Origin of the sequence: Thiobacillus thioparus DSM 505 (assembly GCF_000373385.1) — a bacterium.
GTDB classification, from domain to species: domain Bacteria; phylum Pseudomonadota; class Gammaproteobacteria; order Burkholderiales; family Thiobacillaceae; genus Thiobacillus; species Thiobacillus thioparus.
The window spans coordinates 1-20,507 of sequence record NZ_KB891329.1; the positions used below are offsets into that span (position 1 = coordinate 1).

Sequence of the window (20,507 nt, forward strand, 5' to 3'; positions counted from 1 at the left end):
CCAAGATCGCAAGATCGACGGCACCCAGACAATCCGAATGCGGGGTCAAGACCCAAACCTTGATCCCCCCCCCTTTGTCTGACGACCATAGCAGAGTGGAACCACCCCTTCCCATCCCGAACAGGACGGTGAAACGCTCCCGCGCCAATGATAGTAGGCACCTCGCCTGTGAAAGTAGGTCATCGTCAGACTCCTTATCCGTATCCCTCAGCCGAGGGATACAACAAAACCCCCTCAACTCTTGAGGGGGTTTTTTATTGCACGGAAATCCGTTTCATGTGCGGACGTCACAATTATTTATTTATTAAAATCAATAAATTAGACTGAATCTACAACTTTAGTTGTATAGCACATCCTCATTGTTGAAGGTAAGTTTGCCGCGTGGGAATAGGCCCACGGTTAAAAACTTCAGGAGGATGTATGAACAAGCTTGCTATGGTTGCATTGGTTCTGGGTGGTCTGATGGGACTTCCCGCTTATGCGGCAGTGAATATCAATACTGCTACCCAGTCGGAGCTTGAGGCGGTCAAGGGGCTGGGGCCGGCCAAGGCGAAGGCAATCATCACGTATCGCGAAGCGCATGGCAGTTTCAAGAGCCTGGACGAGCTGGATAATGTCAAAGGTTTTGGCAGTAGCAGCGTCGAGAAACTGAAGGGGGAGCTGTCGGTCGGGCCGGAAAAAGCCAAGAAATAGCCGCGCTACTTTAGACCGGAGCCGTTTTGGCTTCGATGTGTTGCTGGCGTATTCCGTAGTCTGTTAGGGCTGCGGAATACGCGACGGAATTGATCCGCAAGGGGACGGACAGGCACGATCCCCCATTCATGAGGTAATCCGGGAGGTGGATTTGCTCCCGGCCATCAGTCTCGATGCCTTCCACCGGTATAATCCCTTCCTTTCTTGGTGGTTTGTCATTCCATGTCTACCCTTGCAGTCATTCTGGTCGCAACTGCCGCGGGCAGCGTGCTGAGTTTGTTGCTGGCTGCACTACTGGCCTTTTCTGCACGGCCCAGTTGGGTGCCTGTGCTGGTGAGCTATGCCATTGGCGCCTTGCTGGGAGCCTCCTTGCTGGAAGTCCTGCCGGAAGCGATTGAAATGGGCGGAGACGTCAAGACGGTTGCCAATGCCGTACTGGGCGGCATCCTGTTGTTCTTCCTGCTGGAAAAGCTGGTGTTATGGCGCCATTGCCACGACGAGATATGCGAAGCCCACAGCAGCCATGATCATGGCCATGATCATGGGCGATCGGGCATGATGATCACGGTAGGCGATACCTTCCATAATTTTGTCGACGGTATCATCATTGCCGGCGCCTTCCTAGTCGATTTCCGCTTGGGTGCAATCACGGCGCTGGCCATCATCGCGCATGAAATCCCGCAGGAAATCGGCGATTTTCTGATCCTTTTGCATTCAGGTTATACCCGCACACAGGCGTTGGCGCTCAATTTCCTGACCGGTGTGGCAACCATGGTGGGTGCGTTGGTGGGGTATTACGCCCTGTCGATGCTGCAGGGATGGATGCCGGTGCTGCTCGGGTTGGCAGGGGCCAGCATGTTGTATGTGGCCTTGTCGGATCTGATTCCCGGTTTGCACAAGCGTGCGGAAATCGGTGCAACCCTGCAGCAGCTCACGCTAATCGGATTGGGTGTCGCGACCGTCGCTCTGGCGGGCTACTTTATCGGCGAGGGCCATTGAACGCCGGCGTCGCCGTGGCCCATCCGCGACATAGATGAACAAGGCCAGCGGCAGTATGCCCAGGAAAAACAGGACGGCCAAGGCCTTGCCGATACTGCTGGCGGTGATCGCCATCATCAGTATCACATAGGCCCAGCCAATCGCTACGATATACATCTTATTGCTCCATCAGGACTGAACGTCATGGTAACCAAAGCCAAACCCGCCCGCACGCCGACTGTCGGATTCGTTTCCCTCGGATGTCCGAAGGCGACGGTCGATTCCGAGCGGATTCTTACCCAGCTGCGCGCCGAGGGCTACGGCATTGTAGGGAGCTATGACGACGCCGACGTGGTCGTGGTCAATACCTGCGGCTTTATCGACGCAGCGGTACAGGAATCGCTCGAGGCGATCGGCGAGGCGCTGGCGGAAAACGGCAAGGTCATTGTCACCGGCTGCCTCGGTGCCAAGAGTGATGTGATACGTGAAGCGCATCCCAAGGTGCTGGCAGTGTCCGGCCCTCATGCGCTGGACGAGGTGATGGAAGCAGTGCATACCGCGCTGCCCAAACCACATGATCCGTTCGAGGATCTGATTCCGCCGGGCGGCATCAAGCTGACGCCGCGCCATTATGCCTACCTGAAGATTTCCGAGGGCTGCAACCACCGTTGTACCTTCTGCATCATTCCGTCGATGCGCGGCGATCTGGTGAGCCGCCCGATCGGCGACGTGATGCACGAGGCGGAAGCCTTGGTCAAGGCAGGGGTGCAGGAGTTGCTGGTGGTGTCGCAGGACACCAGCGCCTATGGGGTCGACGTGAAGTATCGCCCCGGGTTCTGGGATGGCCGCCCACTGAAAACACGCATGACCGAACTCGCCGCTGGGCTTGGCAGCCTCGGTGCCTGGGTGCGCCTGCATTACGTCTACCCCTACCCCAGCGTGGATGACGTGATTCCGCTGATGGCCGACGGCATCATCCTGCCTTATCTCGATATCCCGTTTCAGCATGCCAGTCCGCGCATACTGAAATTGATGAAGCGGCCCGGCGCGGTCGAGAAGACGCTGGACCGCATCCAGTCATGGCGCGCTGCCGTGCCCGATCTCACGCTGCGCTCGACGTTCATTGTCGGCTTTCCCGGCGAGACGGAGGCCGAGTTCGAGGAATTACTGGCTTTTCTCAAGGAGGCGCAGCTCGACCGCGTCGGCTGTTTCAAGTATTCGCCGGTGGAAGGGGCTGCGGCGAACGCGCTGCCCGACGCTGTTCCGGAGGCGCTCAAAGAGGAGCGCCTGGAGCGCTTCATGGACGTGCAGGCAGACATATCGGCGGCACGGCTCGATGCCAAGATAGGACGCGAGATCGAGGTGATCGTCGACGAGCAGGATGACGTTGGCACGCTTGCGCGTAGCCATGCCGACGCGCCGGAAATCGACGGGGTGGTATATCTCGAAGGTGTGTTCGATCTGAAGCCTGGGACACGCCTCAAGGTACGCGTAGAGGAAGCCGACGAACACGATCTGTGGGCGACGCCGATCTGACGTGACGGCCACAGCGGCGCGGGGCCTTTAGATTCAGGCGAGCATCGAGATCAGATCCCGGGGGCGACACCAGAATTTCCACGCATCGCTGGCCTGAAGCCGCAGCATCTTTCCGTTGACCGGATCATTCAGGCTCAGCCCCTGCGGACCACTCCTGTGCAGTGCACCCCGCAACGGAACGAACCAGTCGAGTTCCAGGCCGCGCAAGGCCTCACGCCAGCCATAGGCATCGCCGTACTGCCCCGCGTGCGTCAAATTGTCCAGCAGCATCACGCCTCCACTTTCGAGCAGGGAGATGTCCATCTGCTCAGGAAGAGGCTGTACGCGCATGGCGCAGAACGCGCCGAGTGCACGTGCATCGGCGTTCCGGGCATACAGCGGAGCGGTCGGGGTGGGAGGGGCAGGCAGACATCCGCCCCCCCACAGCCACAGTGCATTGATCGGCAACTCGCCGCGCGCCTCGCGTGCCAGATTGACCGGATGGTCGTGCAGCAGCATTTGCACTTCGTTCAACCACGCGCGGAATTGCATGGCATCGTCGCCATGCGGCAGCAAGGGATCGATATCGCAGCCAACTGCGACGGACCGTGCGCAAGTGGTCAGGCGTGGCACACGGTCGAGCCGCAGATACCAGCGTGTGGGGTGACATGCTATCGGGCTTGGATCTGCGCCAAAATGCTGACCGATTGTGGCGGTCAACGCATCGGCCTCAGGTTGCGTCAGTTCCAACGTATCGTTGTCGGCCAGGACGATGCGGTCGCGCATGACCCGAAGGTGTACCGGATCGGCACGCAGCCAGTAGGCCTCGCCGGCCGTGCCGCCATCCGCCTCAAGGCTGATCGGTGCAACTGGCCAGTCCTGCTGGCGGGTGATACCCAGCGTCTCGCACAGGGCGGCTTCCGCGCCCCCGGCCGGGCTGGGCTGGCAATGGCCACGCGCCAGCAGGGCCTGCAATGCAGGCAGATACAGATCCTGCGCCGCGGCTTCCAGCAGCCGGGCAGAGGGGAAGAGATGGGGGATGAGGAACAGCATGCGTCGAGTGTAGCAAAGCAGACTCCCGAGAAGATGTTGTCCCGCACGCACATCGCCGAGCGGGGCAATCTCTTTGAGCGCAATTCAACGCGACCTTTGCGGCCGCCTTGAGTTCGGGCCGAGATCGACACATCTCCATGAAATCAATGATGAGTTCGGCAATCTCCCTTAAGCGTCGGCCCATATATGAGGTTGCCGATTCCTCGGTGTGAAATCTTAAATGCGGGCCCCACCCTCCCCGGCTGTACTGATTTAAATGGATTTTCGGCTTATTTAGTGGGCATTTCAGCTGTGTCGTCCATCACAGACAAAAAACTCCGTGTCTTTACAGTGGGTTACTTATATGCCGGAAATTTATGTCGTCATGAAGCGACGCTGTGAGCCTCGCTAGCAGGGTGTGCTTTCCCCAACCATATGAAAAATAAAGACTTATTGTTTTGGCACGGCATCTGCTAAAGAGGGAGGGTCGCATGTCGAAAGCAGCACGCTAAAACTCCAATGCACAACATGATGAAAGAAGCCGAACAGGTGCGTATCAAGCTGACGCGCTTGGCCGGTGCCCTCCAACTCGGATTCGCTACGATCAGCCAGCTCGCGGCCGATCGCGCCGCCTGTGCCCATAACGCGGTGTGCGTGCATCGCCCTTTCAAGTCCGCCAACAGTATCAACAGTGATGGATGGCGGCACGATCCGGATCACGACGCGCGCCGTGAAACATATGAACCAAGGAGGGGTGAGTTCGAAGTGCAACTGGACGGCCCTGTAAGCCGAACGAAAAAGCAGAGTCCTCGGGTGCGTGCTGAAGAATCTCCCTCAGGGTATTCCATTGCTACCCGGGTCACGACCTGCATGTATTCATGCAGGCGAGATCCAGCACCAACGATATAAAAGCGCCCAATGTTTGGTTGCTACGAACATCCGGCTCTAAGCCTGGCCAGGCGGCTGATGAATCCCCTGATAATTTTCTTTTCTCTGATCATGGTAGTTGTATTGGAGGAACAGAAATTCGATGGCTTGTATTTGCTGTTGGGCAGCTTCGCCTTCCTGATCACTTCTCAGGTTTTCGATAATTTCGAATTTTTTGAGCCTGCGGTTTCCGACCCGGATGCTCAACGTAAACATGCATTCAGCTTGCTGATCGCTTGGCTGATCGTGCTGCTTCTACTGGGGATGGTCGGCGTACTCAGCGGCATGCTGGGTGCGTACAACACGCAGGTCTTGGTGTGGTGGAGTCTGATAACCCCCTTATTGTTGTTGTTCGGACATTCGGTTGTGCGCGGCTATCTCGAGTTTTTGCGTAGGCGTGGAAACATCCGACGTTCGGTCATCGTGGGCGCCAACGAGCTTGGTTACAAGCTGGCTCAACGGATACATCACCAGCGCAGTCTGATGATCCGGGTGGAGGCGTTCTTCGATGATCGTTGCGGTGATCGGTGCGAAACAGAACTGAAGAACGTGGTGTGCGGCGGCATAGACGATGTGACTGCTTATGTGGCGCGGCATGAAATCGACTTGGTCTACATTACGTTCCCGTTATTCAGGCATCCGCGTGTGGTCGATTTGGTCAACGCCCTTCGGGACACTACGGCGTCGATTTATTTTGTCCCGGATGTATTTGTATTCGATCTGGTTCAGGCGCGTCTGGATAACGTAAACGGAATTCCTGTGATTTCGGTGTTCGAAACGCCGCTGACGGGTATCAATGCAGTCAACAAACGTATTTTCGACATAACCGCAGCCAGTCTTATTCTGATGGCGATCACGCCGTTGTTGCTGCTCATCGCGCTGTCGGTGAAGCTTACATCCAAGGGTCCGGTCATTTTCAAACAACGTCGCTATGGCATGGACGGCGATGAGATTCAAGTTTACAAATTCCGCTCGATGAGCGTTTGCGAAGATAGCCAGACTGTCACTCAGGCTACAAAAAATGATGCGCGAGTGACCAGGGTCGGTGCCATTTTACGCCGAACGTCGCTCGACGAACTTCCGCAGTTCTTCAACGTATTGCAGGGAACGATGAGTATCGTCGGGCCACGCCCCCATGCGGTTGCTCACAATGAACACTACCGAAAGCTCATCCATGGATACATGTGGCGCCACAAGGTCAAGCCGGGCATTACCGGGTGGGCGCAAATCCATGGCTACCGAGGCGAAACCGACACGATCGACAAGATGGAAGGCCGCGTGATTTACGACATCGCGTATTTGAAGAGATGGTCGCTGAGGATGGATATAGCCATTATTTTAAAGACCTTGAAACTGGTCATCAAAGACTCTCGGGCTTATTAACGCGAGGCTATTGCTTACCTAATCGAAGCCCAAATCCTTGAGCTCGAATTTCGGGAATTCGCTATGCACATGAAAATACATCGCACTATTAGAGTCGTAGTTTGGTCGACAGCGATCCTCGCGGGGCCATCGCTGGTCGATGCGCTTGCATCCGAGATCCGGATGACTGAGTTGGGCGGAAAGTATGAAGCCTCGACTGCCGTAGCCATCTACCGCATGTCTGCAAACGCGCCCGATACGCGCTATGTCGCCCATGGTAGGGCGATGTCACCTCACGTATCTGAAGTGAATGGCTGGGCGCTCGTTTCGACGCTCCTGGGTTTGATAAACATGCGGCTATGGTACGCAGGCAAGAAACGCTTGCCGACGCTCAATTAAGGAATCCCATTCAATGCGAGTGGATTCGGATTCCATGATGAGCAATCTCCTAACCAGAGTAGGAAATACTGGATGCGGATGGAAGTGCGCCGTGCCGTTCGATGTCGCGCCGGGCGCGCGGGAGCACGAGCAAGCGTTCGATCTGGTACAGGCCGCACTACGTCGTGAAAAACTCTTGACCTACATCTTGTCCTCGCAACAACTGACGGCCACTGAAATAGGCATTTTCCTGGCGATGCTGGGCATGGTCGCGGGCCCCGCATGGGCAGCAGACACAACCGATCAGCGGCCAGACGAGACGTTCACGCCTTATGTGCGTGCGCTCTATGGCTACGACAGCAATCTGTTCCGTTTGCAAAATGATCAGGAAGCTCGCGCTGTACTGCGAACATCCAACACGGCCGAATCCTATCTGACGCTGGGAGCCGGCATGGATGCGAATTTAAAAATGAGCCGCCAGGCAATCCAGGCACACGTCGAACTCAATCAGACACGATTCAATACCTACGGCCAGCTCGATAATGATGGCCACGATGCCTACCTGAAATGGGATTGGCGGATCGGAAGCCGAGCAACGGGTGATATCAGCGCGGCGGACACGCTTACGCAGGCAAGCTATACCAATGTCAAGCAACCAGTCAAAAACCAGATACGAACACGTCGGGGGGGGGTAAATAGCGCAATCCAGCTGACCCATCCATGGCAAGTACAGTTCGGCATGGAAAGTGTGCGTACAAGCAACGATGCGGCAGCGCAGCTGCCGCAGGACGCGACGGTGGATACCTTTAATGCCGGCCTGCAGTATCGGACCGATAAGGGTTCGACCGTGGCCTGGGTCAGCCGCCGCAGTGAGGGGCGTTATCCCAACCTGCAGTTGATTGGTTTGGTGCGTGTCGACAATGATTATCAGCAGTGGGACAACGGCGTAGCCGCCGTATGGAAGCTGAGCGAGAAAACATCGATGACCGGCAAGCTGAATTTCACACAGCGCGGTTATACCGACGTTCCTCAACGCGACTTTTCCGGATTGACGGGACTATCGTCACTGGACTGGAGCGCCACCGACAAAACGACTTTGAACGCGTCGATCTATCGCAATATTGGTGCGATAGAGAACACTGCGATTGAGAACACGACGGCAAGTTACGCCCTGAATCAAGGCGTTGCTGTGGGCGCGGACTGGAAGCCTACCGCGAAGTTGACTTTCAATACGCGTCTCAGCCACGACCACATCGAGTACACCGGCGACCCAGGATTTGTCCTGTCAACGCAAGCGGTTCGAGAAGACCGACTCACGATGGCGCAGGTGGGATTGCAATACACCGTACTGCGCAATACGCAGCTTGGATTGATGCTGCGGCGCGGCGTACGTCATTCCAACGAGGCGCTCGAAAGTTACCGCTACGGCAGCGCCCTGATCAACTTGAGCAGTCAGTTCTGATGAGTATCTCCGGAATCGAGGCTGGAAAGCCTATGTGCCTATGCGACGTGATTTTTAAATTCCAGGCAAAGGTTTTGATGAGAACGATCTTGCATATGGGGCTTTTGTTGTGGGCCGCTTTCCCCTTGCCGGCTACGGCGATGGATTACCAGTTGGGGAACGGTGACATTGTTCACATCACAGTGTATGACCATCCGGAATTGCTGACGGATACGCGCGTGGATGAGCAAGGCAGGATCAGCTTTCCGTTGATAGGGGGCGTATCGGTAGCGGGGAAAACCGCCGCGGCCGCGCAGAATCTCATTGCTGATGCCTTGGAAAAAGGCGATTTCATCAAAAAACCGCAAGTTAATCTAATCGTCACGGAATACCGGAGCAAGCAGGTCTCGGTGCTGGGGCAGGTCAACAAGCCTGGAAAATATCCTCTCGATAGCGCGAGCACGGTATCCGATCTGCTCGCGCTGGCCGGCGGCGCAACGTTAGATAGCGCCGACGAGATCATCCTGATCCGTAATCAGGATGGCAAGTCGCAGCAATTCAAGATCGACACCAAGTCTTTGTTTCAGGACGGGCGAGTCGACCTGAACCATCAGGTCAAGGGCGGTGACGTTATTTTTGTTCCTCGCGCCGCTGTTTTTTACATCTACGGCGAGGTACAAAAACCGGGCGCTTATCGGCTCGCGGGAAATCTGAATGTGATGCAGGCCCTGTCGCTGGGTGGGGGAATCACGCCGCGCGGCACGCAGCGAGGCATTCAGATTCGTAGACAGGGCGCGGATGGGCAACCAGTCAAGATTCAAGCCGCGTTGACCGACCCGGTGCGGGAGAACGATGTGGTGTATGTCAAAGAAAGCCTTTTTTAATCGTGATTTCAACGGGAGGCCAATGGATATCCTGCAATTTCTGTTGATACTCAAAGCGCACAAGAAGCTGATGCTCGTGACGTTGACGCTCAGCGTTGCGCTGGTCGGCGTCGTCAGCCTGGTGTTCCCCAAGACATACAGCGCGACGGCTTCGCTGGTGGTAAACGTGAATGGCGCCGACCCGGTCACCGGGCAAGTGATGCAAAGCCAACTCGTCTCCCGTTATCTGACTACGCAGGCAGACGTCATCGGCAGCCACAACGTGGCATTGAAAGTAGTCGACAATCTGAAACTCATACAGGACGCAACGTACCGTGAAGCATTCCAGCGCAAGGCCGGTACCGTAGCATCCTTTCGCGACTGGTTGGCCGATCAGCTGCTGCGGAATCTGGATGTCAAACCATCAAATGAGAGCAACGTTTTCTACGTTACTTTCAAGGCCGACGATCCGCAACGCGCTGCGCAGTTGGCGAATTCCTTTGTACAAGCCTATATCCAGACCAATCTGGAGCTCAAGACGCAACCCGCGAGTCAGACGGCAGCTTGGTATAACACCCAATTGGGCGCGCTACGCAGCAATCTGGAAAAGAGTCAGGCCAAGTTGTCCCGTTATCGGCAAAACAACGAGATCGTCTCGTTAGACGAGAAGCTCGATGTCGAATCCACGCGCCTTGCCGAGCTTTCCAGCCAGCTGGTTGCCGCGCAGGGGCAAACCTACAACAGCCTATCGATCCAGAATCATGCCGGCAATGCGTCCGCTGGCGTCGTTAACAACCCGGTGATCCAGGAGCTCAAGGAAGAACTGGCAAAAAGCGAGACCAAACTCAGCCAACAGTCCGAACGCGTTGGCAAGAATCATCCGGATTACCAACTTGCCAAGGCAGAAGTTGACAGCTTGCGCAACAAGCTCGCAAGCGAGGTCCATACCGTACGGCAGAGCATCGATAACGATCTGAGCGTGTCGCGCCAACGCGAAAGTGCATTGCATGCGGCGCTGACTGCGCAAAAAGCGAAGGTATTGGAACTCAATGCAGAGCGCGACGTCGGGACGGTTCTGGCCGGAGAAGTCGAGAGTGCGCAGCGTATCTACGATCAGGCGCTCGAACGCTTCAACCAGACACGGATGGAAAGCCACTCGGATCAAACCGCCGTATCCGTATTGAGTGCTGCCGTCGTTCCGTTGTCGCCATCAACGCCGAATCTGCCTCTGAATACGGCGTTGTCGGTGATCCTTGGCACGCTGCTCGGCATCGGTCTTGCCCTGATCAAGGAAATGTCGAATCCGCGCGTGCGCTCTGGACGCGACGCGTTAACGGTATTAGGCGTGCCGGTGTTAGGCGTTATGGCCGCTGACAATAAAGCGTTGCCGCCGTTGCGGCGCAGATTCGGCTTGCCCGCGCCCCGGCCTGTGTGACTTTGGGTAGCAACAAGGAGTCCGGTATGTCCTATTCCCCGAAAGTTGCGAAACTCATGAGCGATTTATCGCCTGTGAATGAAGAACCCAAGAAGGTGGGCCGCTTGTTGCAAGAGGCCGGAAAGCTGACTGTCGCGGATGCAGGCCGCGTGTTGCACGCGCAAAAAACGGAGAATCTGCGGTTCGGTGAAATCGCTCTCAAGCTCGGGTTGATTAACGAAATCGACCTTCAACAGGCGCTTTCGCAACAGTTTTCCATTCCCGGCTTCGCGCCTGACGACGCACATTTCAGTGCCGACTTGGTTGCCGCTTATCAGCCTGTAGGTAGGCAGATAGAGCAATTGCGTGCTTTGCGCGGTCAGCTGATGCTACGTTGGTTTTCGAACGGGCATAAGGCTTTGGTTATTGCGGGAATCGATGCCGGCGATGGGGCGAGCTATCTGGCCGCCAATCTGGCTGTCGTGTTTTCCCAACTCGGCGTACGGACTTTGTTGATCGACGCGGATCTGCGCAGGCCGCGTCAGCATGTCCTGTTTAATCTCGGTGATCGCCCTGGGCTATCCGATTTTCTGGCGGGGCGCAACGACTCCGCCGTAACGGCTCGCATTCCCGCTTTCCCTCAGCTTACCGTACTGACCGCGGGCGCTGTGCCGCGGAACTCGGCGGAGTTGCTGGCGCGTCCCGCTACTGCTCAGCAATTGGAGGGTTTGTCGAAAAATTACGACGTAGTGTTGATCGATACGGCCGCGGCAGCCGACGGCGCCGATGGCGTGATGCTTGCGGCGCGTACTGGCGGGGCGTTGCTGGTGCTGCGCCAAGACCATACCCGGCTGGCTGCCGCAGCAGCATTCCGGGCCGACTTAGAGAGTAGCGGCACGGTGTTGATAGGTACCGTGCTGAATCAGCACTAGCGGCCTCATGCGATTCTTCCCACACTTTCCCAGCCTCTCGTTGCCTGATACCGACAGGGTGAATTCGACCAAACTGGTGTCGATGATTCTGATCGCCAGCGTGATTTACCAGGCGGTGCTCGCGCTGATCCACACCCATGTTCATCACACCTCTGCACAGGTTGTCGCACTTGCGGAATTTTTGATCTATCTCGCTTGTGTCCTTGTCTTGGCTAGACGCATCAGGCTTGAATTTGTCGCGATCGTGGCGCTGGTTTTTGCCTATCTCGTCCTCTTGTCCATTTTACGGAATGCACTGGAGCTCAAAGGGTTCAGGGATATCGTCATTCCGCTACTCTTTTTCTGGCTTGGCCGCCATGTGGCCGACATCCGGTATACAGACCGGATATTGAAAATTCTGGTCATCACCGTGGTGCTAGTGGGGCTCTTCGAATTATTTTTCCTGCCTCAATATACCCGTTTGCTGAATATCTTTTCCTATTACGTCAGTACCGGCACGGTCACCATCGACACCAATTTCATCAGCGATAGCGCGCTCAACCTGAACGGCTTGCGGCCGGAAGGCATAGGCCGCACGATTTTCCCTTCTCTACTAGGCTCCCATCGTATTTCTTCAGTGTTCTTAGAGCCGGTGTCCTTGGGCAACTTTGCAGTCATTGTGGCCGCGTGGGGCCTGTCCAAATCGACAGCTGACTACAAAAACATGTTGTTTTTTCTATTGTCCGCAATCAGCCTGGTCGCACTCAGCGATTCCCGCTACGGGCTGATCGTGGTGACGTTATTGATCGCCATGCGCATCTTCGCGAAAGGACGTTCCAATCGGGTCGTCATTGTCTTGCCGCTCATTTCGATCGCAGCGCTGCTGCTGATCGGATTGTTTTATAAGGGGGGACTTGCAGACAACGTTATGGGCCGTCTTTTCTGGACAGGCGATACCTTGTTGACCTTCGATGTTGCAAAGCTATTAGGCGTACAAGGGTTCGATATTCCTTATGGCGACATGGGCTACGCCTATCTCCTGTCTCGGTGGGGCGTGCTGCTGTGTCTGACGCTGTGGGGCGCCTTATGGATGATCAAGATGACAGGTGCGTGCGGAGAACGTTTCCGGGCCTACGCAGCCTTGTATATCTCTCTGATTCTCACGGTAAGCGGAACTTCCTTTTTCGCTCTGAAAACGGCCGGGCTGTTGTGGTTCCTGGTCGGCAGCTGTGCGGACGGATGCGCGAAGAAAGTGCCGCGTGTCTACCGAGCCGATACGCGGAAAACCGCTGAAAGCGGGCTGAACTATGCCAGTTAAAGTCGTGCACGTGGTGCGCCAATATCATCCGTCGGTGGGCGGGATGGAGGATGTGGTGCAGAACATTGCGCAACACCAAATGAAACGGCATGGCCAGTTGCCGGTCATCGTGACGCTAGATCGCTTGTTTCGCAACGCCGCCCAGCCGCTCGCCGGCGAAGAAGTGATAAACGGGATTCAAGTGGTCCGTTTGCCCTATCGGGGTTCCAGCCGATATCCCTTATGTCCTGGCGTTCTCGATCACGTGTGCGATGCGGATGTGATCCATGTACACGGCATCGATTTCTTTTTCGATTTCCTGGCGGCAACGCGGCCGATCCATCGGCGCCCCATGGTGGTCTCCACGCATGGCGGATTCTTTCACACCCGTTTTGCCTCCACGCTCAAAAAAGTTTATTTCAATACGGCTACCCGGTTGTCGTCTACTGCATACGACCGGGTTGTCGCGACCAGCGAAAACGATGGGAGGATTTTCAATGCCATTGTCCAATCGCCCAAAAAAATCGTAATCGAAAATGGAGTCAATATTGAGAAATATGCGGATCGATCAGCGCGCGAGCTGACACCGACGCTGATCTATTTCGGCCGCTGGTCGGAAAATAAAGGACTGCTGGAAACCATCGAGTTCTTCCGCCGGCTGGTATCCCGGCAACCTGCATGGAAGCTGATTATCGCGGGACGCGAATACGACCATACCCGAGCTGTGCTTGCAGATCGGATACGTCAACATCGGCTTGGCGATTCCGTTCAATTGGCCGCCAATCCTTCCGATCAGGAATTGGCATTCCTGATCGGGCAATCCAGTTATTTCATTTGTCTGTCGCATCACGAAGGTTTCGGCATCGCGCCGATTGAAGCGATGAGCGCCGGATTGACGCCCGTGTTAAGCGATATTCCCCCATTCCGGAACCTGATCGAACAAGCGAGCCAAGGGGTGCTGCTCGACAAGCGCCAGATTGAGTATGGCGTTACTGCCCTGCTGGCGCTTCACGAGCAGGGAGAACACGACTATCTGCGCAGACGGGCATTCGCCCAGTCTTTTGTCCAGCGTTACAGCTGGAAATACATCGTCGACCAATACATTGATATCTACCTATCCCTGGTTGACCCAAACCTGAGGAAAGCCGTATGCCCATGAAGACCGCATGCACGATCAAGCGAACCGTATGTTTGTTGGGCGCGCTTGCCACCATCGGGTGGGCCGCGCCGGGCGCGGCGGCAAGTTGCGATTCGAATAGGGTACTCAAGGGCGTGAATTTGGCGGGCCCGGAGTTCAATGGCGCCAAGCTGCCGGGCACGCTTTATAAGGACTATATCTATCCCAACCAGGCGGAGTTTGCGTACTTCTCCTCCATCGGGATGAATGCGATTCGCTTGCCGTTCCGCTGGGAGAGGATTCAGCCAGCTCTCTTCGGCGAGCTCGACGCCGCTGAACTGAAAAATATCGCCGCTGCCGTGGCGTTGGCCAAGGCACAGGGCATGTGCATCATTCTCGACGTACATAACTACGGTGCCTATCGCGGCAATGCCATAGGCACGAAAGACGTGCCTGTCGAGGCATTCATCGATCTGTGGACGCGACTGGCGGCTCAATTCACCGACGCTGCCACCGTCGCGTTCGGCCTGATGAACGAGCCTGCCAAGCTGCCCATCGAACAATGGGCCAATACGGCGCAACGCACGATTGTCGCAATTCGAAAAACGGGTGCGAAAAACCTCCTGCTGGCTTCAGGCGGGCGCTGGAGCGGCGTACACGAGTGGGAAAAGACAATCGGAATAACCTCGAATGCGGCGGCTTTTGCGAATTTCAAGGATCCACTGAGTCGTACCTTGCTTGAAGTCCATCAATACGCCAGCGCCGGCTACGCCGGCACTGGAAAGACGTGCGTGTCGGCCGAAAAATTGCCGCCCATGTTCGACAACATCACGCAATGGGCAAAGGCCAACAAACAGAAGCTTTTTCTGGGTGAGTTCGGCGCGTCTTCCAGCCCGGAGTGCCTGGCCGCGCTGGATACGATCCTCGGACATATGCAAGACACGAGCGTTTGGCGTGGGTGGACCTACTGGGCGGCGGGCAGCTGGTGGGGTCCATATCCTTTCAGCATCGAACCGCGAGACGGACAGGATGCGCCGCAAACCGCCATATTGAAAAAATACTTATGAAGCCGCGTGCCATGAAAATCCCACATCTCTCTTCGCCCCACTGGGCCGGCCCGACCGGCACACCGGATCGACGCGCCATCGAAGCAGGTTCGAATGGGTTGACACCGTCTTCCAAAGGGTGCCGCCATGCTCGTTGAAGATACCCATGCCTGGCAACCGCTGAGGGCCGTGCTCGAGGCCTTGGAGGCGGAGGCCTCAGGGGCGCTCAAGTATGTTCCCAACCAGGGAAATGCCGGGGATGCATTGATTGCCGCTGGAACCTGGCAATTTTTCGAAGACTGCCAGATCGCGCCCCGGTTCGCGTCCACGCGCGACATCGTGGCCGGCGACACGGCAATCTACAGCGGGGGCGGCAATCTGGTTCCCGAATACGATAATTGCCGCGATTTTCTGCTGCACTGTCTGCAGGTTGGCGTAGCGCGTGCGCTCGTGTTGCCGCACTCCATTCGCGGTCATCAGGATCTGCTCCGGCGCCTGGATGCGCGTTTCACACTGGTATGCCGCGACCTCGAATCCCTGGAGCGCGTGAAAGCCGCGGGAACACGGGCTGAGGTGATGTTCGCGCCCGACATGGCCCTCTATATCGATCCGCAACGACTCTTCGCGCAATGCAGCCGCTATGGCGGTCTACGCCTCTGGGCCCGGTTTGCGCGCCACGGTCAGCTGCACACTTATTTCGGATGGCGGATGGCGCTGCGGCGCCTACGTCCTGCGCTGGGGGGGGCCCTGTGCGTGATACGGGCCGATGCGGAAGCCACGTTCGCCGAACCCGGCGATCCGCGTCGAGATGTCCCTAGTTTTTACGGTTCACAGTACCGTTTCCGCGAGGAATCGGATCTGGTGAGCCGCGACCTGCTGGCGTTTGTGAAACCTGCTTATTTCGTATGGACCAATCGTTTGCACATCGGGCTGGCCGCCGCGCTGATGGGCTGCAACGTACGTTATCTGGATAACGTCTACGGGAAGATCCGTGCGCTTTACGACGCATGGCTCAGTCATCTACCGTCGGTGCGCTTCGAAGGCGAAAAGCAACGCACGCCGAAGTTCTCGCTGGTCATGGGCACTCTGGGCCGTACGGAAGAAGTCAGTCGCTTTCTGGCGTCGCTGAAGAGACAAGACTATCCCGCCGTCGAACTTGTCATCGTCGATCAGAATCCCGACGACAGACTGTTACCCTTGATCGAGGCGTATCGCCCGTATTTTCCTATCGAACGCGTTGTCTCACCCAAGGGGCTGTCGCGCGCACGGAATGCGGGACTGCGGCGCATTACCGGTGATCTTGTGGCTTTTCCCGACGACGACTGCTGGTATCCCGACGGATTACTGTCCTATGTCGCGTCCCGCTTTGAGTTGGACGCGGGCCTCGACGGCCTGACAGGGCACTTCGTTGACGAGAACGGCCGTGCCGAGGGGCGCTGGCTTGGACGTTCGCAAATTCTCAACCGCTATACCGTGTGGCGCGGTGCCATTTCGTTCAGCATTTTTCTTCGTCGCGGGCTGGTCGAGAGCATCGGGCCTTTCGATGAGACGCTGGGCGTGGGTGCCGGCACAGCCTGGGGCGCGGGCGAGGAAACGGATTATCTTTTGCGCGGCCTGCAGGCGGGCGGCCGGATCATCTTCGATCGCGAACTGGTTCTGCGACATCCGGTGAAAATCAGCACGTTCGACGAAGCCGCGCGTGAACGGCAAGGCCGCTACGAAAGCGGATTTGGGCGTGTGATTCGTCGCTCCGGATTTCCATCCTGGTATTTCCCTTGGGTCTGCGTGCGCACCTTGATCGGTTCGCTCGTTGCCTTGTTCGCGGGACGGCCGGCTCAGGCGCGTTTCAAGTGGCATAGCGTGCAATCCCGCATTCGGGGATGGCTTGCCGGGGCGGATCCGATCGCATGAAGATTTTCGTCTACACCGCATCTTGCTTTCGATCGATGGCTCCGCGCTTTCCCTCCGACCCGGCCGTCCGCGAAATCGCAGCGACCGCTCCTATCCAGCCTCGCGCCGCGAGGGTGCAACCATGAATGCATGGAAGGGGCAATCGGCCTGGTCTATCGCGGATAACTTCGCGCAACAGGCGCTGTCCTTCGTGATCTTCGCCGTGCTCGCCCACTGGTTGACGCCACATGAATTCGGCCTGCTCGCCATTGCCCACCTGATGGTGCAGTTTGTTCGCGTGACGCTGCTTGATGCGATCGCGATGCCGGTCGTGCGCGGCGTCGACTCGAGCGATGCATTGTTCAATTGGCTCTTCACCTTGTGCACTGTCGTGTCGTTGGTGCTAGCGGCTGCGATGGCGCTCGCGTCGCCTGTGCTGGTGCACTTCTTCGGAACTCCCGAAATGATGCCGGTACTGCTGGGCATGAGCCTCGTCATCGTGTTGTTTGGTTTGGTTCGAGCCCATGAGGCCAGATTGCTGCGCGAAGGTAACTTTCGTCTGCTGGCTATCCGCTCCCTCTGCTCGCTTAGCGCAGGGGGAGCGGTGGCGTTGTTGATGGTCTACCAGGGCGCGGGGGCGATGGCGCTCGTGGCGCAACAGCTTGCCGCGGGCGTCGTCGCGCTTTTGATTGCGGTCGCCGCCGAATGGCGTATCTGGCGGCCGCGTTGGGCGTGGTCGACCGCGCTGATCCGCAGACATGCCAGCGAGATGAACAAAGTGAGTACCTCGGCATTGTTGAACTACGCCAATACGAGCGGAGATGCCGCACTCATCAGTGTGCTGCTCGGTCCCTACGCAACCGGTTTATACAATCTGGCCAAACGTGTGCTATCGGCAGCTTATCTTGTTATCGGCGCGTCGCTGGGGCGCGTCGGCGTGACTTTGTTTGTACAGCAACAACGCGATCCAACCGCCTTGCGCCACATTTATTCACGCATGCTGGCCATGACGCTTTTGTTGCTGGCGCCGGTTTATACCATTGTCACCGCCTTGGCCGAACCGATGGTCGTCATCGTCTTTGGGGAGAAATGGCGCGCCAGCGCGCCATTGTTCGGCTGGTTGTCGGTCGCTTATATGGGGCAGGCGGTTTTCGCGCTCGGCCAGAATCTTTCGTTTGCGACGGGTCAAAGCGCACGCGTTCCCAAGCTCGCACTCGCGCAGATGTTGTTGGCGACGGCTCTGGCATGCGTGCTGGCGCGTACGAACGGCGCTATGGGTGTCGCCACCGGTTTTGCACTGGGCAGCGTGGCTGGAATGGTGGCAATGAAGTTCGCGATCGGCCGACAACTAGGCATGTCCTTGCGCAGCTTCGCGCTGACGATACTCCCCGCGGGCGCGGGCGCCGCACTTGGCGCCATCCTGATACGCCTTTTGCCGTTGACGGGAATGGAAGTCACGGAATGGCCTTCGTTGATCGTTGCCGGCATGGCCGGCTTGTTCGCCTATGGCGCCGGCGTCGCCGCAGTTCGGTGGCTGGCCGAGCGCGGACGAGGCTTGCCCAGATTCACTATGCGTTGCGGGCTGGAATACCGCGCTGCCCGCGAGGATGAGCGCACAGGGAAAGCCTTGAGGCACCCCTTGTAAAGGGGTTGAAAGCGATGATCAACGCAAACTTGAATCCGGAATTGGTTTCTGAAACGCGGGCGGAAAGATTCACGCATGTGGACACCATGAAAGCCATCGGGATTGTGTTGGTCGTCGTCGGGCATTCCCCAGGTTTGAATCCGTTCATCAAGCATGTGATCTACAGCTTTCACATGCCGTTGTTCTTCTTTATTTCCGGGCTGCTTCTGACTGAAATCAAGCTGGCCCTGTCCTATAGAGCATACTTTTTCGCCTTATGGAAAGGACTTGCGGTTCCTTACCTGTTCTTTTTCGTACTGTCCTATCTATATTGGCTGCCGACGCATGACATGGCTGCGAGTGCAGCCAAATACGTTGGGGTGAGCTGGCAAGAATCCCTAATGGGCGTTTTGGTCGGGAATGGCGACGCGCTATTCGTCAATGTGGTGTTGTGGTTTTTCACGTGTCTTTTCGCGACCTCGTTGATTTTTTTTGCTGCGAGGAAATACTTCTCGGCAGCCTTTCTGCTGGTCGCGCTGAATGGCCTGGGTTTTATTTTTACCCTTCTCTATGATCGGTCCTGGCCGCGTCTGCCTTGGGGACTGGATAACGCGGTCGTGGCTATCGCATTTTATTCGACTGGCTACTTTTTTCGCGGATATCAGAAGGCGACGTTAGATAGCGTTTCCAATACCGGCGCGGGAGTTCTTGCATTCCTGATGTTGGCCGCTGTTGCATTTCTCGCGAACATCAATGGCGATGTGGATTTGAATACGCTCCGTTTCGGCAGCCACCGGGCTCTATTTTTTCTAAGCGCTTATCTGGGGATTTTTGCGCTGCTTTACTTTTCCATCGTGTTGCCAGCCATGCGTGTTTTCCGATGGCTATCGCAAAACACCATCATTATTTTCCCCACCCATTTGCTGATGTTCAGCGTATTCACCGGCATCTCTGTCGTGGTGTTCGGCTTTCCTCGAGACTTCAAGGAATCTTCTTTTATCTGGACGTTGCTATTCCCCGCAGCAGCGTTGTTGTCGAGCTATCCAGCTTCAGTGTTCATACGGCGTTTTTTTCCTTTTGTTATAGGCAAAGGACGAACGTATCACGCCCTTCCGAAAGACATCCACAGCATCGAATTCGGGAACCTGCCCGGGACCCGTTAACGAGGATGTCCGAGCCGCTGAAAGCGGCAATCTGAAATTCCGGGCCATGCGCAATGCGCGCATGTTCACGATGGAAATTCGACCATGCCAACACAAGAGAATGTTCGAATAGGCGGTTTCGCCATTCGCAAAACCACGTCAGCCAACCTGGCAGCGCATTTACTCATGCGACGGCAGCAAGGCGAGCAGGTTGCGTTATTTTTTGCAAATACCAACTTCGTTGTGCAGTGTCGAGATTTGCGCGTGCGAATGGCGCAGGACGGGGTTGTCATTGTCAATGATGGTGTAGGCATGGATATCGCCGCTCGCTTGATGCAGGGCGAACGCTTCAAGGAAAACCTGAATGGTACGGATTTTGTGCCGTTCCTGTTCCGCCAGTCGACTACGCCGCTCAGGGTATTCATGGTGGGCGGCAAACCTGCGGTGTTGCGGCAGGCAGCGTTGTACGCAACGCGGCAACTGGGTCAGGCAGTGGTGGGAACCTGCGATGGTTACCAGTGCATTAAAACCAAGCCGAATCTGATGGACACGATCAACAGGGCACAGGCCGATATTTTGCTGGTAGCGCTAGGCAATCCGACCCAGGAAAAATGGATACTAGATCATCGTCGGCGCTTGAATGTTCCCATTCTAGCCGGGGTGGGCGCATTGTTCGATTTTTGGGCTGGTGATAAACCCCGGGCGCCGATTCTTGTACAAAAGATGCGAATGGAATGGTTTTTCCGTTTATGCCTGGAACCGAAACGGCTGGCGCAACGCTATACGGTGGATTTCGCGAAATTCCTGAAGTATTGTTATCAATATCGTTTGGACAGCCGGCGGCGGGGGTAGGCTGACGGGCAAGAAACCAGCTATG

18 protein-coding genes and 1 rRNA gene are annotated in these 20,507 nt (G+C 56.6%); 17 read left to right on the top strand and 2 right to left on the bottom strand.

Annotated features, from left to right (window positions below; all coding sequences use genetic code 11):
- Positions 1-77: 77 nt before the first annotated feature.
- The 4 genes from rrf to rimO all read left to right on the top strand — a co-directional run bounded on the left by rrf (position 78) and on the right by rimO (position 3,207).
- A 5S ribosomal RNA gene (gene rrf, locus B058_RS0111670) occupies positions 78-191 on the top strand.
- Between the two features lie 229 nt (positions 192-420).
- Positions 421-693, top strand: coding sequence for a ComEA family DNA-binding protein (locus B058_RS0111675; RefSeq protein WP_018508673.1), 273 nt, complete (start codon positions 421-423; stop codon positions 691-693).
- Between the two features lie 222 nt (positions 694-915).
- Complete coding sequence (locus B058_RS0111685; RefSeq protein WP_018508675.1) at positions 916-1,692, top strand: ZIP family metal transporter; 777 nt, start codon at positions 916-918, stop codon at positions 1,690-1,692.
- Between the two features lie 183 nt (positions 1,693-1,875).
- Positions 1,876-3,207 carry a 30S ribosomal protein S12 methylthiotransferase RimO gene (rimO, locus tag B058_RS0111695; protein ID WP_018508677.1) on the top strand — a complete coding sequence of 444 codons (1,332 nt, stop codon included), beginning with the start codon at positions 1,876-1,878 and terminating at the stop codon, positions 3,205-3,207.
- Positions 3,208-3,240: 33 nt separating this feature from the next.
- On the opposite strand, the gene B058_RS0111700 is transcribed toward rimO, so the two are convergent.
- Positions 3,241-4,239, bottom strand: a complete 999-nt coding sequence (locus B058_RS0111700; RefSeq protein ID WP_018508678.1) for a hypothetical protein — start codon at positions 4,237-4,239, stop codon at positions 3,241-3,243.
- Between the two features lie 429 nt (positions 4,240-4,668).
- Positions 4,669-4,938 (bottom strand): hypothetical protein, encoded by a 270-nt coding sequence (locus B058_RS0111705; protein ID WP_157265810.1) that lies wholly within the window; start codon positions 4,936-4,938, stop codon positions 4,669-4,671.
- 246 nt (positions 4,939-5,184) lie between these two features.
- Here B058_RS0111705 and B058_RS0111710 point away from each other — a divergent pair, with 246 nt between their 5' ends.
- From B058_RS0111710 to B058_RS0111770, 13 genes are all read left to right on the top strand, one after another.
- Positions 5,185-6,528 (top strand): undecaprenyl-phosphate glucose phosphotransferase, encoded by a 1,344-nt coding sequence (locus B058_RS0111710; protein WP_157265813.1) that lies wholly within the window; start codon positions 5,185-5,187, stop codon positions 6,526-6,528.
- Between the two features lie 69 nt (positions 6,529-6,597).
- On the top strand, positions 6,598-6,906 hold the full coding sequence (locus tag B058_RS18050) for a hypothetical protein (protein ID WP_169335097.1): 309 nt from the start codon (positions 6,598-6,600) through the stop codon (positions 6,904-6,906).
- A 91-nt stretch (positions 6,907-6,997) separates the two neighbouring features.
- Positions 6,998-8,347, top strand: coding sequence for an XrtB/PEP-CTERM-associated polysaccharide biosynthesis outer membrane protein EpsL (epsL, locus tag B058_RS0111720; RefSeq protein ID WP_018508682.1), 1,350 nt, complete (start codon positions 6,998-7,000; stop codon positions 8,345-8,347).
- Positions 8,347-9,210: a polysaccharide export protein EpsE gene (epsE, locus tag B058_RS0111725; RefSeq protein WP_018508683.1), complete on the top strand. Its 864-nt coding sequence runs from the start codon at positions 8,347-8,349 to the stop codon at positions 9,208-9,210. The genes epsL and epsE overlap by 1 nt, the downstream gene beginning before the upstream one ends.
- The gene (gene epsF, locus B058_RS0111730) at positions 9,188-10,624 is read left to right on the top strand and encodes a chain length determinant protein EpsF (protein WP_157265817.1); all 1,437 of its coding nucleotides are present in this window, start codon (positions 9,188-9,190) and stop codon (positions 10,622-10,624) included. Before epsE ends, epsF begins: the two co-directional genes overlap by 23 nt.
- Before the next feature lie 26 nt (positions 10,625-10,650).
- Positions 10,651-11,535, top strand: a complete 885-nt coding sequence (gene epsG, locus B058_RS0111735; protein ID WP_018508685.1) for a chain length determinant protein tyrosine kinase EpsG — start codon at positions 10,651-10,653, stop codon at positions 11,533-11,535.
- A 40-nt stretch (positions 11,536-11,575) separates the two neighbouring features.
- Positions 11,576-12,832 carry a polysaccharide polymerase gene (locus B058_RS0111740; RefSeq protein WP_169335098.1) on the top strand — a complete coding sequence of 419 codons (1,257 nt, stop codon included), beginning with the start codon at positions 11,576-11,578 and terminating at the stop codon, positions 12,830-12,832.
- Entirely contained in the window at positions 12,822-13,970 is a 1,149-nt protein-coding gene (locus B058_RS0111745) for a glycosyltransferase family 4 protein (protein WP_026240872.1), read from the top strand. The genes B058_RS0111740 and B058_RS0111745 overlap by 11 nt, the downstream gene beginning before the upstream one ends.
- The gene (locus tag B058_RS0111750) at positions 13,961-14,995 is read left to right on the top strand and encodes a glycoside hydrolase family 5 protein (protein ID WP_018508688.1); all 1,035 of its coding nucleotides are present in this window, start codon (positions 13,961-13,963) and stop codon (positions 14,993-14,995) included. Before B058_RS0111745 ends, B058_RS0111750 begins: the two co-directional genes overlap by 10 nt.
- A 126-nt stretch (positions 14,996-15,121) precedes the next feature.
- The gene (locus tag B058_RS17575; RefSeq protein WP_018508689.1) at positions 15,122-16,885 is read left to right on the top strand and encodes a glycosyltransferase; all 1,764 of its coding nucleotides are present in this window, start codon (positions 15,122-15,124) and stop codon (positions 16,883-16,885) included.
- Positions 16,886-17,006: 121 nt separating this feature from the next.
- Positions 17,007-18,509: an oligosaccharide flippase family protein gene (locus tag B058_RS16900; protein ID WP_157265823.1), complete on the top strand. Its 1,503-nt coding sequence runs from the start codon at positions 17,007-17,009 to the stop codon at positions 18,507-18,509.
- Positions 18,510-18,523: 14 nt separating this feature from the next.
- Positions 18,524-19,651 (top strand): acyltransferase family protein, encoded by a 1,128-nt coding sequence (locus B058_RS0111765; RefSeq protein ID WP_018508691.1) that lies wholly within the window; start codon positions 18,524-18,526, stop codon positions 19,649-19,651.
- 84 nt (positions 19,652-19,735) lie between these two features.
- The gene (locus B058_RS0111770; RefSeq protein WP_018508692.1) at positions 19,736-20,482 is read left to right on the top strand and encodes a WecB/TagA/CpsF family glycosyltransferase; all 747 of its coding nucleotides are present in this window, start codon (positions 19,736-19,738) and stop codon (positions 20,480-20,482) included.
- Positions 20,483-20,507: the final 25 nt, after the last annotated feature.